This window comes from Thalassospira sp. ABD4_177, assembly GCF_056160125.1.
In genome coordinates this window covers 2,126,935-2,139,981 of the sequence record NZ_JBSWWO010000001.1, presented here as the reverse complement: position 1 = coordinate 2,139,981, position 13,047 = coordinate 2,126,935, and the positions used below count along the sequence as shown (strand labels likewise).

14 protein-coding genes and 2 tRNA genes are annotated in these 13,047 nt (G+C 56.0%); 4 read left to right on the top strand and 12 right to left on the bottom strand.

The window, feature by feature from the left end:
• Positions 1 to 45: 45 nt before the first annotated feature.
• The 5 genes from ACXAF0_RS09770 to ACXAF0_RS09750 form a co-directional block, all read right to left on the bottom strand.
• A complete protein-coding gene (locus ACXAF0_RS09770) occupies positions 46 to 1,065 on the bottom strand; it encodes an energy transducer TonB (RefSeq protein ID WP_475345678.1) in 1,020 nt (339 codons plus the stop codon).
• A 1-nt stretch (position 1,066) separates the two neighbouring features.
• Positions 1,067 to 1,474: an ExbD/TolR family protein gene (locus tag ACXAF0_RS09765; protein ID WP_475345677.1), complete on the bottom strand. Its 408-nt coding sequence runs from the start codon at positions 1,472 to 1,474 to the stop codon at positions 1,067 to 1,069.
• Positions 1,471 to 1,860, bottom strand: a complete 390-nt coding sequence (locus ACXAF0_RS09760; protein WP_475345676.1) for an ExbD/TolR family protein — start codon at positions 1,858 to 1,860, stop codon at positions 1,471 to 1,473. The genes ACXAF0_RS09765 and ACXAF0_RS09760 overlap by 4 nt, the downstream gene beginning before the upstream one ends.
• Before the next feature lie 23 nt (positions 1,861 to 1,883).
• The gene (locus tag ACXAF0_RS09755) at positions 1,884 to 2,759 is read right to left on the bottom strand and encodes a MotA/TolQ/ExbB proton channel family protein (protein ID WP_475345675.1); all 876 of its coding nucleotides are present in this window, start codon (positions 2,757 to 2,759) and stop codon (positions 1,884 to 1,886) included.
• A 281-nt stretch (positions 2,760 to 3,040) separates the two neighbouring features.
• Positions 3,041 to 3,116: transfer RNA gene (locus ACXAF0_RS09750), tRNA-Lys, on the bottom strand.
• 9 nt (positions 3,117 to 3,125) lie between these two features.
• On the opposite strand from ACXAF0_RS09750, the gene ACXAF0_RS09745 reads away from it, so the two are divergent.
• Positions 3,126 to 3,335, top strand: a complete 210-nt coding sequence (locus ACXAF0_RS09745; protein ID WP_475345674.1) for a hypothetical protein — start codon at positions 3,126 to 3,128, stop codon at positions 3,333 to 3,335.
• Positions 3,336 to 3,371: 36 nt separating this feature from the next.
• Here ACXAF0_RS09745 and ACXAF0_RS09740 read toward each other — a convergent pair.
• The 5 genes from ACXAF0_RS09740 to ACXAF0_RS09720 form a co-directional block, all read right to left on the bottom strand.
• Positions 3,372 to 3,447 (bottom strand) — tRNA-Lys (locus ACXAF0_RS09740).
• Positions 3,448 to 3,599: 152 nt separating this feature from the next.
• Positions 3,600 to 4,103, bottom strand: a complete 504-nt coding sequence (locus ACXAF0_RS09735; RefSeq protein WP_475345673.1) for a peptidylprolyl isomerase — start codon at positions 4,101 to 4,103, stop codon at positions 3,600 to 3,602.
• Positions 4,104 to 4,165: 62 nt separating this feature from the next.
• Positions 4,166 to 4,693: a pantetheine-phosphate adenylyltransferase gene (gene coaD / locus ACXAF0_RS09730; RefSeq protein WP_062957884.1), complete on the bottom strand. Its 528-nt coding sequence runs from the start codon at positions 4,691 to 4,693 to the stop codon at positions 4,166 to 4,168.
• An 11-nt stretch (positions 4,694 to 4,704) separates the two neighbouring features.
• Positions 4,705 to 7,515: a DNA gyrase subunit A gene (gyrA, locus tag ACXAF0_RS09725; protein WP_475345672.1), complete on the bottom strand. Its 2,811-nt coding sequence runs from the start codon at positions 7,513 to 7,515 to the stop codon at positions 4,705 to 4,707.
• Positions 7,516 to 7,717: 202 nt separating this feature from the next.
• Entirely contained in the window at positions 7,718 to 8,689 is a 972-nt protein-coding gene (locus tag ACXAF0_RS09720) for a DMT family transporter (RefSeq protein WP_475345671.1), read from the bottom strand.
• 310 nt (positions 8,690 to 8,999) lie between these two features.
• On the opposite strand from ACXAF0_RS09720, the gene ACXAF0_RS09715 reads away from it, so the two are divergent.
• Positions 9,000 to 9,263 carry a hypothetical protein gene (locus ACXAF0_RS09715; protein WP_475345670.1) on the top strand — a complete coding sequence of 88 codons (264 nt, stop codon included), beginning with the start codon at positions 9,000 to 9,002 and terminating at the stop codon, positions 9,261 to 9,263.
• Between the two features lie 139 nt (positions 9,264 to 9,402).
• Positions 9,403 to 9,909: an N-acetyltransferase family protein gene (locus ACXAF0_RS09710; RefSeq protein WP_475345669.1), complete on the top strand. Its 507-nt coding sequence runs from the start codon at positions 9,403 to 9,405 to the stop codon at positions 9,907 to 9,909.
• Between the two features lie 23 nt (positions 9,910 to 9,932).
• Here ACXAF0_RS09710 and ACXAF0_RS09705 read toward each other — a convergent pair whose 3' ends face one another.
• Complete coding sequence (locus ACXAF0_RS09705; RefSeq protein ID WP_475345668.1) at positions 9,933 to 10,787, bottom strand: DUF547 domain-containing protein; 855 nt, start codon at positions 10,785 to 10,787, stop codon at positions 9,933 to 9,935.
• Between the two features lie 153 nt (positions 10,788 to 10,940).
• On the opposite strand from ACXAF0_RS09705, the gene ACXAF0_RS09700 reads away from it, so the two are divergent.
• Positions 10,941 to 11,834 carry a putative metalloprotease CJM1_0395 family protein gene (locus ACXAF0_RS09700; protein ID WP_475345667.1) on the top strand — a complete coding sequence of 298 codons (894 nt, stop codon included), beginning with the start codon at positions 10,941 to 10,943 and terminating at the stop codon, positions 11,832 to 11,834.
• 70 nt (positions 11,835 to 11,904) lie between these two features.
• On the opposite strand, the gene pyrC is transcribed toward ACXAF0_RS09700, so the two are convergent.
• Entirely contained in the window at positions 11,905 to 12,948 is a 1,044-nt protein-coding gene (gene pyrC / locus ACXAF0_RS09695) for a dihydroorotase (protein ID WP_475345666.1), read from the bottom strand.
• Positions 12,949 to 13,047: the final 99 nt, after the last annotated feature.

Below are 13,047 nucleotides of genomic sequence, written 5' to 3'. Positions count from 1 at the left end.
CAAATATAAAAAAAACGCCAGCTTTTCCGGGCTGGCGTTTTGTTTTTAATGAAGCTGATAATTCACCGGGACGGTCCAGATAACCTGTTCTTCGGTCATCTCGTCGGGGAATGGCGGGAATTTCCGCACCCGTTCAATCAAACGTTCGGTTTCGCGATCAAGGATGCTTGATCCACTTGAACTGACCATGCTGGCCTCGAGCACCGTGCCATCACGGGCAATAACAAGGCGAATACGGTTCTCGCCCTCGATCCGGCGGCGCATGGCACGTTCGGGATATTCACGATAGCGCGCAAGGGTTTGCAAAACCGATTGCTGATAATCAACCATCATGGCCTGGCTGGCCGCACCGCCGCCGCTTCCGGTTGACGAACTGGCCGCCTGGCTTTGGCTGGTTTCGCCTGTCGTCCCATCCGACTTGACCGAGTTGGTCAGCCCTGAGGGCTGCGGCGTGGGCTGGGCGGCTTTTTCGACCGGCTGTGGCATTTTGACCGGTTCTTGCGCCACAGGCTCCTGAACGGGTGGTTTCGGCTTCATGCGTACCGGCAGGATTTCGGCAAGCTGCTGCTCGACAACCGGTTCCGGTTCGGGCTCGGGTTCAGGCTCAACAACCTCTTTGACAACCGGTTCAGGTTCAGGCTGTTCTTCGACGATTTCGGGCTCTGGTTCCGGCTCCGGGATTGGCTCGGGCTGTTCCTCGACAATTTCGGGTTCCGGTTCCGGGATGACTTCCGGTTCGGGCTCAGGTTCCGGTTCGGGCTCGACCACTTCCTCAGGCATAGGTTCGGGCTCAACTTCCGGCTCGGGTTCCTGTTCTTCTTCGGGCTCGACGATTTCTTCGGGCACTTCGGCCGCTGTGCTGTCAACCGCATCAGCACTTTCGGTGTCGGTTTGGGCCTCGCCAGTTTCCGCCTGTCCGGCACCAAGCGAGATGCTGATGCTTTGCACCGCCCCTGCCCCGCCCCACCCCGATGGCTGCGGGTCGGGCATGGCAAGGACAATGCCACCCGTCAGGACAAGGCCGGTCAAACCGGTTGCAATCAAAAGGTCAACGCGTTTGGACATGCTATTCCTGCCCCGGCTGCATTGCCGTCATCAACTGAACCTTTTCGATGCCAAGTTCCTGAAGACGCGCCAGAAGTGTCACAACCTTGGCCCCTTCGACTTCACGGTCGGCACGAATTTCAACCGGACGACCGATATAATCGGCTGGCAGCATCGACGACAAGCGATCAAGCCCGCCGGTCAGATCATCAATCCCGATTTCGCCCGTATTGCTAAACCACAGAACAATTGTGTCTTCGGGCTGGGCTTCGGCGGTCTGGCTGGCCGGTGGATCGACTTCAAACGGACCCAACTTTTGCAGGCTTCCGGCGATCATGAAAAAGATCAGAAGCAGAAAGACGATGTTGATCAAAGGCAACATCGGTTCCTGAACCGGTCCGTCCTCGGCAATCTGGATGCGGCGCTTCATTCGATGAACTCCACATCCGTGACACCACCACGCCCCAGTGTATCCATGACTTCGACCAGTCGCTGCAGATTGGCACCATTGACCGGCCGCAGGCGCACCGGCGATCCGTCGTGATCGCGCAGAAGGGTCGGTGCGAGATTGGACAGGGCAATCGCATTGCCATTGATCGACAGCCCACCATTCACATCGACTTCGACCGTAACCGGGTGGGTATCGCTTTGGCTGGTGGATCTGCCATCGGTGATGCTGACCGACATCTCAAAGCCCTTCCAGTCCAGGAAGCTTGAGGCCAGCATGAAAAAGATCAGCAAGATAAAGACAACATCAATCAGCGGGGTCAGACCGATCATCGGTGATGAACCGCTGTTGCGTTCGCGCAGCTGCATGGGGCGACTTCCGGAAACGGGGGTTATTCGGCGGCGTGGCGCAATTCGGAAAGGCTCGATACGCGGTGGAGCGCCTTCTGGGCCAGCTCACCACGATTGACCACCAGTGTGCAGACATCCTCCATCGTGGCGGCTGCCCGGCCAATCACGCCCTGCATCCACATATGGAATGCCGTTGCCGGGATCGCCACGACAAGACCAATCGCCGTCGTCAGAAGGGCCAGCCAGATACCGCCTGACAGCACGGACGGATCAATACGGCTGCCCGCCCCTTCCATACGCTGGAAGGCTTCGATCATGCCCATAACCGTCCCCAGCAGGCCCAAAAGCGGGCTGAGCACAGCAATTGCCGACATGATCCGCAGACCACCATTCAAGCCATCAATTTCCTTGCGCGCCCGTGCGGCAATCAGATCCGATGCCGCTTCGCGATCCTGTGAGGAGCTCACCGGCAGCGCCATGCCCGACAGGCCGATCCGCGCGGCCGGATGACGACGGCGTGCCAGAAGTTCGGCCGCCTGTGCTTCGTCGCCTGCTGACAGGTGACGTTCGACATCCTTTACAAAACCATCGGCAAAGACACCGCGGCGCAGGAAACCGACAAGCTTATAGAAGAATACGACAAGCCCGATCAGCGCCATTGCCGCCAGCACCCAGCCAACCACGCCGGCCCGGTCCACCTGTTCGATCACCGGAAGTGCGGTGAAGTCGCCCAGAAGGCCGGTTGATTGGGTCGTTGCCATGGTATCAACCGGAAGCCCGGTATCGGGATCCACCATGACAGTCCCGTCCGCATTGAGCGTTCCGGTCGCAGCGGCACCATCTGCCTGTGCGCCATCGGAAGAAAGCGGCGTTTGCGCATCCGTCGATGCGGCCGATGAATTTACTGGGTCAGACATGTAACTTTCCCGATCACAAAATTGATCATCACCAGAAGACCTGCTCTGGTGCTCTTGAAACTGATTTGCATTCCTTACAGGAAACAGCATTGCGATGCAATCGCAACCAACAGATCAAGCAACATTTTCATGTCTTTGCCCTGCCCCGGATAAGGCCCAGGGATCGGTCATATAGCGAAGCCCTGCGCAAAGCAGCGTTGGCGTTATGAGAACGGGAAAGATGGCGGCACGGCCCAGATATGCAAAACCCCCGAAACTTCTGGGTTCCAGGGGTTTTGAATTGGTGAGCCCGACAGGATTCGAACCTGTGGCCAACTGATTAAAAGTCAGTTGCTCTACCAACTGAGCTACGGGCCCTCAAGGTTGGTGAGCGGCGTTTTAATGGGCTGGGCGGCATCGGTCAACCCCCCTTTTTATGCGAAGATGCACATCAGCCATGAAAAGATGGAAAATGCCCCAAAATGTCGGGCAAAGGGGGTGGCAAAACACCATCGCGAAAAACACAACATCCTGCTCAGACCGAACGACCGCGCACAGGACATCGACAAAATTCAAAGGGAAAATTCGGACAAATAAAAAGCCCCCGAAACCGGTTAGGTTTCAGGGGCTTATTGGTGAGCCCGACAGGATTCGAACCTGTGGCCAACTGATTAAAAGTCAGTTGCTCTACCAACTGAGCTACGGGCCCTCAAGGTTGGTGAAGCGCGTTTTAATGGCACAGGCCGCATCGGTCAACACCTGTTTTCCATATTTTGGCTCTTTTTGCGCATTCAGCCCCAAAAACGCGAAAGCCGCCCCACAAAGGGACGGCTTTCGGTTGCAATACTTGAAAGTTCGCGATTACTGCGCGTCAGCAGCAACCTGCATTTTGACGATCTGATCCGGGTCGGCGACGCTGCCATTGGCCCACGGCGCACCCTTTTTGATCATGTCGACATATTCCATACCCTCAGTCACCTGACCCCAGATGGTGTACTGGCCATCAAGGTGCGGTGCATCGGCAAAGACGATGAAGAACTGGGAATCTGCACTGTTCGGGTTGGCCGAACGCGCCATGGAAACGGTGCCGCGCACATGACGTTCGTTGGAGAATTCCGCATCAAGCTTCTGACCCGATCCACCGGTGCCATTGCCCTTGGGATCGCCGGTCTGCGCCATAAAACCTTCGATCACACGATGGAATTTCAGACCATCGTAAAAGCCTTCACGGGTGAGTTCCTTGATCCGGGCAACATGGTTCGGTGCCAGATCCGGGCGAAGCTGGATCACAACGCGGCCATCTTTCAGATCAAGATAAAGCGTGTTCTCCAGATCCTGTGCGACAGCGTCGTTTCCAGTGGACATGGTGATAAATCCTAGTACGAGTGCGATAATTGAAAATAGACGAAAAAGACGCATGGCCTGCGTTATTCCTTTTCTTCTGCCAGCTTTTCGTGCAGGCGTTTAAGCACGTTGGCGGGCACAAATTCAGTGACATCCCCACCCAGACGGGCGATTTCCTTCACAAAGCGCGAAGAGACAAACTGCTGTTTGTCAGATGCCATCAAAAACACGGTTTCGACTTCCGGCGACAGTCGGGCGTTCATCCCGGCCATCTGGAATTCATATTCAAAGTCCGACACGGCGCGCAGACCACGGATGATGGTACTTGATCCGTTTTCCTGCGCAAACTGCATCAGAAGCGAAGAAAATGGCTTTACGGAGGTACGGGCGGCAACTTCACCGCCCGCAGCCTTGAGTGCACCTTCAACCAGTGCACAGCGTTCCTCGACCCCGAACATCGGGCCTTTGCCAGCATTGATCGCAACACCGACAATCAGCTCATCGACGATCCGGGTCGCGCGACGAATAATATCCATATGCCCCTGGGTTACCGGGTCAAAGGTGCCCGGATAAATCCCGATACGCGATACGGTAGAAGACGTTTCAGTCATCAAACTTCCAGTTATTCGTCGCGATCCGCGTCATCGGATGCCGGTGCTGCGGATGCATCTTCATCAGATGCCTCGGCAGTCGGAGCAGCGCCCTCGTCAGTACCTTCGGCACCTTCGACAACACCTTCCTCGCCATCAATGAGCTCTTCATCTTCTTCACCAAGGTTTGACAGACGTTCGACCGCCACGACTTCTTCGTCCTTGGCCGTACGGAACAGCGTCACACCCTGGGTCTTGCGCCCGGCAATACGGATGTCATGGGTCGGCATACGTATGACCTTGCCACCATTGGTGACCATCATCAGCTCGTCGCCTTCTTCGATAACAAACGAAGCCGCAACCTGACCGTTACGTTCAGACATCTCGATATTGGCAAAGCCCTGACCGCCACGGCCGGTCACACGGTATTCATAGGCAGAGGTGCGTTTGCCATAACCGTTTTCGGTAACCGACAGGATCAGTTGGTCGCCGTCATAGATTTCCTGATAGCGCTCAGCCGTCAGAACTTCGAGCGGCAGGCTGTCTTCGGTGACTTCCTCGCGGCGCAGTTTACCTGCGATCGAAAGATATTCGTCACGTTCTTCCATGCTGACATGGTTGCCAAACAGGACAGACATCGCGATGACATCGTCCTCGTCGGCCAGACGGATGCCACGCACACCGACCGAATTACGGCCGGTAAAGACGCGGACGTCACCAACACGGAAACGAATGCACTTGCCCTGACGGGTTGTCAGAAGAATGTCGTCATCCTCGGTACAGGTCTGAACCGCGATCAGTTTGTCGCCACGTTCTTCTTCAAGCTTCATGGCGATCTTGCCGTTTGATTTCACATTCACGAAATCGGCAAGGCTGTTACGGCGTACATTCCCGGTCGAGGTGGCAAACATCACATGCAGGTTCGGCCATTCTTCCTCATCCGGAAGCGGCAGGACCGTCGTGATATATTCGCCTTCGGACAGCGGCAACAGGTTCACCAGCGCCTTGCCGCGTGATTGCGGCGTGCCCATCGGCAGGCGCCAGACCTTCATTTTGTAGACCATACCCTCGGAGCTGAAGAACAGAACCGGGGTGTGGGTATTGGCAACGAACAGCTTGGAGACGAAGTCTTCCTCGCGGGTTGCCATGCCCGAACGGCCTTTGCCCCCGCGACGCTGTGCGCGATAGGTCGACAGCGGAACACGCTGGATATAGCCGCTATGAGACACGGTCACGACCATCTCTTCGCGGGCAATCAGGTCTTCGATGTCATGTTCGAATTCTGCTTCCTGAATTTCGCTGCGACGTTCATTGGCGAACTCATTGCGCATTTCAGAAAGTTCATCCTTGAGGATCGTCAGCTTGCGCTCACGCGAGCCAAGGATATCAAGGAAGTCCTTGATCTTCTCACCCAACTCGGTCAATTCGGCCGCGATCTTGTCGCGTTCCAGACCGGTCAGGCGATGCAGGCGGAGCTCAAGGATCGCACGGGCCTGCGCTTCGGACAGGCGATACATGCCATCAGATGATCCAACCTGGTTCGGATCGGCGATCAGTTCGATCAGCGGAACGATATCGCCCGCCGCCCAATCACGTGCCATCAGCTGTTCACGTGCCACGACCGGGTCGGCCGCATTACGGATCAGTTTGATGACTTCGTCGATATTGGAAACCGCAATACCCAGACCAACCACGACATGGGCACGATCACGTGCCTTTTTGAGAAGATGGATGGTACGACGGGTAATGACTTCTTCGCGGAACTCGACAAAGGCCTGAATGATGTCTTTGAGGTTCATCAGTTCCGGCTTGCCGCGGTTAAGGGCAAGCATATTCACCCCAAACGAGGTCTGAAGTGCTGTAAAGCGGAACAGCTGATTCAGGACAACGTCCGAATTGGCATCACGCTTGAGCTCGATCACCATGCGCACGCCTGAACGGTCAGACTCGTCACGCAGATCGGAAATGCCTTCGAGTTTCTTTTCGCGCACCAGATCGGCGATTTTTTCCATCAGGGTGGCCTTGTTCACCTGATAGGGAACCTCCGTCACGATGATGGCTTCGCGGTTGGCACGGATTTCCTCGACATGGGTGCGTGCACGCATGACGACGGAACCACGACCGGTCTTGAAGGCCGAATGGATGCCAGAACGGCCGAGGATCAGGCCACCGGTCGGGAAGTCCGGACCGTGGACGAATTCCATCAGACCTTCGACGGAAATATTCGGGTCATCGACATAGGCCATGCAGCCATCAATGACTTCGCCAAGGTTATGCGGCGGAATGTTGGTTGCCATACCAACCGCAATACCACCGGCACCATTGACCAGCATGTTGGGGAAACGGGCCGGGATAACAGACGGTTCCTTGGTGGTTTCGTCATAGTTATCGCGGAAATCAATCGTGTCCTTGTCGATATCATCAAGCAGGAAGTGCGCGGCCTTGGCCATGCGCGCCTCGGTGTAACGCATGGCGGCGGCCTTGTCGCCATCCATGGACCCGAAGTTGCCCTGCCCGTCAATCAACGGCAGACGCATGGAGAAATCCTGCGCCATACGGACCATTGCATCGTAAATCGCGCTGTCGCCGTGCGGATGATATTTACCCATCACATCCCCGACCACACGGGCCGATTTGCGGAACGGTTTGTTATATTCAAACCCATTCTCGTGCATGGCGTACAAAATACGACGATGTACCGGCTTCAAACCGTCTCGGACGTCAGGCAGTGCGCGGCTGACGATCACGCTCATCGCGTAATCGAGATAGCTCCGGCGCATTTCTTGTTCGATGGAAACCGGGAAGATATCGCGGTTCTCAGGATTGGTCTCTTCGGTGGACAAAGCCCGTGACCTCTTAAACGCTTGATCAGAAATGATTCAATCGGCGTGACATGCCCCGTTTTCAGGCGCATGCCGGACCAGAAAGCCGGAAAGTATCAGGTTTGTCCCACACAAACAATATTGACAAATCCTATCCTTCACGGTTGGGCGAGAAAGTTGGAATTTTATCGCGAATTCAGGGATTTCATCCCCATAAAAACCGTCATTTTCCCGGCGCTTTATCGTCTTTCGGCGTTTCCATCACCGGCGCCATCGGATTGGCCTTGGCACCCGTTACATTTGCACCACTCGTTTTGCGTCCGAAACGCAGCTGCGATGCCGCAATACCGCCGAGAATAATCGCCAGTGCAATCAGGGCATTTGGCTGTGGCACTTCGCCCAGAATGACAAAACTGATCAACACCCCGACCGCGGGCACCAGATAGTTGTTAAATACAAGGAAACTGGCCCCGGCCATGGCGATAATTTGCAAAATCAGGAACATGGCAATGCCGGTCGGGAACATGCCAAGATACATGATGGCAAGCGCACCTTCCAGATCCCAGTTCATCGTCCAGGGCTGATCGACAATCAGGGTAAAGGGCATCAGCATCATGGCGGCAAATGTCAGGATCACCGCAGTGGATCCGATGCGCGGCTGATCACGCAGATTGCGCGCAATCAGCGATGAAATGGCATAACCGATGGCGGCCACCAGAATGGCCAACTGGAACAGGAATTCCCCACCAAGCCCCGAAAGCGTTTCCGGCCCGACCAGAACAATCACGCCAATCGTGCCCAAAATCACGCCGACGACCTTGCCCGCTGAAAGCTTTTCATCATGGGTAAAGAAGTGCGCCAGAACGACCGTGGTCAGCGGCACGGTCGACATCAGGATGGCGGCCAGCCCGGCATCGACTTCGGTCTCGCCAAAACTGATCAGGAAGAACGGAATGGCATTGCCGATCAGGGCCACCATAAAGGTCGAGATCCAGGCACGCTTGCCCTTGGGCATTTCCGATTTGCGGATTGCGGCAAAGCACCAAAGCACAAGGGCGGCGAAGGCCAGACGCCCGCTTGCCACCACCAGCGGTGAATAGGCATGCACACCAATCTTGATAAAGGTGAACGAACTGCCCCACATCAGCGCCAGCAGCACCAAAAGCACATATTCGCGTATTCCCGGACGTTTCATTTTGTCAGCCTATTTTTGCCATACTTGTTGGGCCTGATCACTTTGGAAAACAAACCAAATACCTGCGTTAAAACCCTGAGGGTTTTTATGCAAGCAAATAGAGTTTAAGCCGATTTACCCCGACAACGCGCCAGGAAAATCCCATGAAACGCAGTTTGCGAAAATCTCGCGCAGATCGCCCTTCCTTAAGGCAGATCAAAGCGTTTCGACGGCGAAAATGAAAAAAAGCATCATCGGAATAAGATAATTGTTGCGAATGACTTGCAATTGCATTACATTCGGCACAACAAAAAATTCGGGATACGAGAAGATGAGTTACGTTGATCAGGAATTGACGGTCGAAGACATGCTTGCCGACCCGATCGTTCAGACATTAATGCGCTATGATGGCGTCTCTGCCAGTGACGTCCGTCACACCATCGACAAGGCTTGCCAGAATCGCGATGGCGATACGGATAATTCCGTGACAACCGCCGAACCAAAACTGCAGCAGGCCCATGTTCCCAATACCCAAACCGGTGCGGCCTATCCGGTGCGTTCAGGGGTGCGCAGCACGGCGGCCTTACGGGTCTGAGCGAACCCGTTTCTGAAATCATATGCACCCGACATCTTGGTGATGACGGGCTGTCCTGACGTCTCACTCAGTGATCCACCAACAGCCTCTGCGATTGGCCCGGGCAATTTCGTATAATTGGCCCTTACGACCATACCACATGCCTTTTAGGGTATCGGTAATCCCCGAAACCGATGATTACCACGCGATAAAGGATGTGATGATGCCGACTGAAATTCGCCCGATAACCCCTTCTGATTTCGAAGCATGGCTGCCGCTTTGGCGCGGTTATCAGACCTTCTATAAAACCGATATTCCGGGCGACGTCAGCAAACAGACCTGGCAACGCTTTCTCGATGCCAACGAGCCGATGCACGCAGCCCTTGCCTGGCAGGACGACAAAGCCATTGGCATGGTCCACTGGATTTATCATCGCTCCTGCTGGACCACGGCTGATTACTGCTATTTGCAGGATCTCTATGTCGATGAAGACCTGCGCGGCACCGGCATGGGCCGCAAGCTGATCGAACATGTTTATGATCATGCCGAAAACGCCGGCGCGGCCCGTGTTTACTGGCTGACCCAGCAGGATAACGTGACGGCCATGAAGCTTTATGACCGCATCGCCGACAAACCCGGCTTCATCCAATATCGCAAGATGCTGTAGGACAATGTGCGGCGCTGAAATCTTCAGCGCTGCCCTTCGTTCAGCGCCCAGTCATAGTGGTAATCATCCACCTCAAGCTCATCGATATTGGCCAAGGCATCCGACAGTGCCGGTGCGGCAAACGCTCGCAGATGCGCAATGAAGGCTGCATCGCTTTCCCCGAAATCATCGCGATACCAGTCATAGAGGCTTGAAAGCACAAGACGGCCATCATCCGTCACCCGCGCGGCACGCGGATGATTGATGAAGCCGCGTGCGGCTTCATTGAGCTGCGCATCAAGCGTGGCAGCATCAAACGCCTCCGGCGCCAAGGCCGGACACCCGATCGATGCACAATTCACCGCGTAATGAATGCGTGCATCACGCCAAATCGGGCGCAGAGTGCGATGTTCGATATCATCAAGGCTGAGCGTCCTGCCCTCCACCGTGATCAGTTTCTTGCCCCACGGGCCGGATGAAAACAGTCCGGGCGAGATATCAATATCGCGGATGCTGTCGACCGGATAATGATCCAGAACCACCTTGACGGTCAGCGCATTATAAAGGTTCACCCAATAGGAAAACTGCTGATCGCGGTTAAGCTGATCGACCGCGACCTTTGTCATGGCTGCGACATACGCGGCCACCATTTCAGCCCCACCATCCTGGCTGGCACGTTCGTAATCAAAGCTGGTCACACCGGGCGCAGACGCCGTGACGTAACGATCCAACACCACCTGCCAATCCCCGTGATCAATCGTCATCGTGCTTTGCGGGTCATGGGCTTGCCAGTCCGGCCACAAGTCCGCATCCGGCGCAGCGTGCACCGCAAACGGCACGGCAAACATCAACACGGCAATCAAAACAGGGAACAGGGCAGAAGCAACAAAGCGCATCATCGACAACCAATCTTGACCAAATTGGCTCCACCTTACCCGGCGCAGGCAAAACCACCGCATCAAACCAGCGTGATCATGATGACGATCATTACAACATCGGGCCAGGCATCTCCTTGATCTGCTTATGTACATTTAACCCAGAGTTGGGCTATAATGACCGTCATGATACAGGCAGGTGCAATACAGGTTATCCCCGGAAGTGGTGGGCAACTTGGCCAGATTATTGCCACACGCGCCCTGCCCGGCTCCGGGAGCCAACCGCCGACCAGCGGGTCGGGCGGAACGGTTGCGTCTGCGCCGCAAACTTTGCCGGCAGCTGTTGCCTTGGTCCCGCTTTCAAGCACGCTTTCCCCATCACAGCCCCCTGCAAACGGGCCCAGTGCGCGCAGTGAAACCGCGACATCCCCCCAAACAGCGGGCCGCACGGATGCGGGCGAACAAGCCGTGCCACCGCCACCACCGCCCGCGCAAACCGCACCGGTCAACAGTGCGGCATCGGTGGTGACGATCATCCAGCAGCTTGACCCACGTGACATTAATGGCGGCGCGCCGGAAGAACCGGAAACCCAAAGCCCGACACAGCGCCAGCAGGAAGAACGCGAAGCCCCCCCTGAAAGCGCGCGTCAGCCAACATCAAACCCGGCCCTTCTGACCGCAACCGAACGTGAAATCGTGCAAGAATTGCGCGCCCGTGACGCGGTTGTCCGGACAGAGGAAGAAAGCCATCAGGCCTTGGCCGGTGCCAATGCCGGCATGATCACTTATAGCTACACGCCCGGCCCGGATGGGCGGTTTTATGCCACCGGCGGCAAGGTCAGCATCCGCCCCATTCAGGGCCTTGAAGGTGCTGCTGCCATCGCCAATCAGGCCGCCATTTCCCGCGCAGCCTCCGTGCCCGGAAGCTCAGCGGCTGATTTCAATGTCGCCAAGGGCGCATCGATGAACATCTCGGCGATGATCTCAGCACAGGCCTATGCGGCGGCAGAAAGCTATCGCGCAACCATCGGCCTGAACGCCGCGCCTGGCACCGTGGATCTGAGCGGCTAACCTCGGATACCCCCCGAACGAAAAAAAACGGCCCCGATGGAGCCGCTTTTATTGTGTCGTGCGTTTGCGCTTAGGCGTAATGCCAGAACACATCAAAGCCCGGATCAAACACCGTCACCGGCCCTTCGCCAGTTTCGATCTTTTCGGCAAACTTGGCCGGCTCGCTGCGTTTTTCCAGCGTGATCTGATCGCCATTCAGCGGCAGGCCGTAATATTGCGGCCCATGCAGCGAGGCAAAGCCTTCAAGCTTGTCCAGCGCCCCTTCTTCCTCAAACACGTGGGCCAGAAGCTGCACGGTGTTATTGGCGGTAAAGATACCGGCACATCCACAGGGGCTGATCTTGCGCTCATCAGTATGCGGGGCTGAGTCGGTGCCCAGGAAGAAGCGTGAATCACCGGATGTCGCAGCCACACGGAGCGCCAAACGATGCTTTTCACGTTTGGCAACCGGCAGGCAATACATATGCGGATGAATGCCGCCGACCAGAATGGCATTGCGGTTGATGATCAGGTGATGGGTCGTGATCGTCGCACCCAAATTCTTGTCATTGGCTTTGACATACTCAACGCCGTCTTCCGTGGTGATATGCTCGAGAATCACGCGCAGCTCCGGCAGACGCTTGCGCAGCGGCTCAAGAACCCGGTCGATAAACACCGCTTCACGGTCAAAGATATCGATCTCCGTATCCGTGACTTCCCCATGAATACAGAGCGGAATGCCAAGCTCAGCCATCCGCTCCAGCGCAGGCATGGCATTATCGAAATTGCGCACACCACTATCTGAGTTGGTGGTCGCACCCGCCGGATAAAGCTTCAGTGCCGTGATCACGCCGGCCTTGTAGCCTTCCTCGATATCATCGGGATTGCTGCCCTCAGTCAGATAAAGCGTCATCAGCGGCGTAAAATCATGGCCCGACGGGATGGCTGCGGTAATCCGGTCGCGATAGGCAACGGCATCAGCCGTCTTGACCACCGGCGGCACCAGATTGGGCATAATGATCGCACGGGCAAAATGCGCTGATGTCTCGCCAATCACACCTTTAAGCATCTCGCCATCACGCAGATGCAAATGCCAGTCATCGGGACGGCGAAGGGTAATGCGGTTGGTCGACATAGGGCGATCTCCTGGCAAGCAATGAACCCGTTTGGGAAATATGGAGCGTTACCTAGCAGATTGGCGCGGAATTGGGAATGTCAAACTCCCTTATCCTGC

Bases quoted from the DNA above. Each gene is read 5' to 3' on its own strand.
- ACXAF0_RS09710 (WP_475345669.1), top strand. From the start codon at position 9,403: ATGCCTTTTAGGGTATCGGTAATCCCCGAAACCGATGATTACCACGCG.
- ACXAF0_RS09770 (WP_475345678.1), bottom strand. From the start codon at position 1,065: ATGTCCAAACGCGTTGACCTTTTGATTGCAACCGGTTTGACCGGCCTT.
- ACXAF0_RS09705 (WP_475345668.1), bottom strand. From the start codon at position 10,787: ATGATGCGCTTTGTTGCTTCTGCCCTGTTCCCTGTTTTGATTGCCGTG.
- pyrC (WP_475345666.1), bottom strand. From the start codon at position 12,948: ATGTCGACCAACCGCATTACCCTTCGCCGTCCCGATGACTGGCATTTG.
- ACXAF0_RS09700 (WP_475345667.1), top strand. From the start codon at position 10,941: ATGACCGTCATGATACAGGCAGGTGCAATACAGGTTATCCCCGGAAGT.
- ACXAF0_RS09760 (WP_475345676.1), bottom strand. From the start codon at position 1,860: ATGCAGCTGCGCGAACGCAACAGCGGTTCATCACCGATGATCGGTCTG.
- ACXAF0_RS09755 (WP_475345675.1), bottom strand. From the start codon at position 2,759: ATGTCTGACCCAGTAAATTCATCGGCCGCATCGACGGATGCGCAAACG.
- ACXAF0_RS09735 (WP_475345673.1), bottom strand. From the start codon at position 4,103: ATGTCCACTGGAAACGACGCTGTCGCACAGGATCTGGAGAACACGCTT.
- ACXAF0_RS09720 (WP_475345671.1), bottom strand. From the start codon at position 8,689: ATGAAACGTCCGGGAATACGCGAATATGTGCTTTTGGTGCTGCTGGCG.
- ACXAF0_RS09765 (WP_475345677.1), bottom strand. From the start codon at position 1,474: ATGAAGCGCCGCATCCAGATTGCCGAGGACGGACCGGTTCAGGAACCG.
- coaD (WP_062957884.1), bottom strand. From the start codon at position 4,693: ATGACTGAAACGTCTTCTACCGTATCGCGTATCGGGATTTATCCGGGC.
- ACXAF0_RS09715 (WP_475345670.1), top strand. From the start codon at position 9,000: ATGAGTTACGTTGATCAGGAATTGACGGTCGAAGACATGCTTGCCGAC.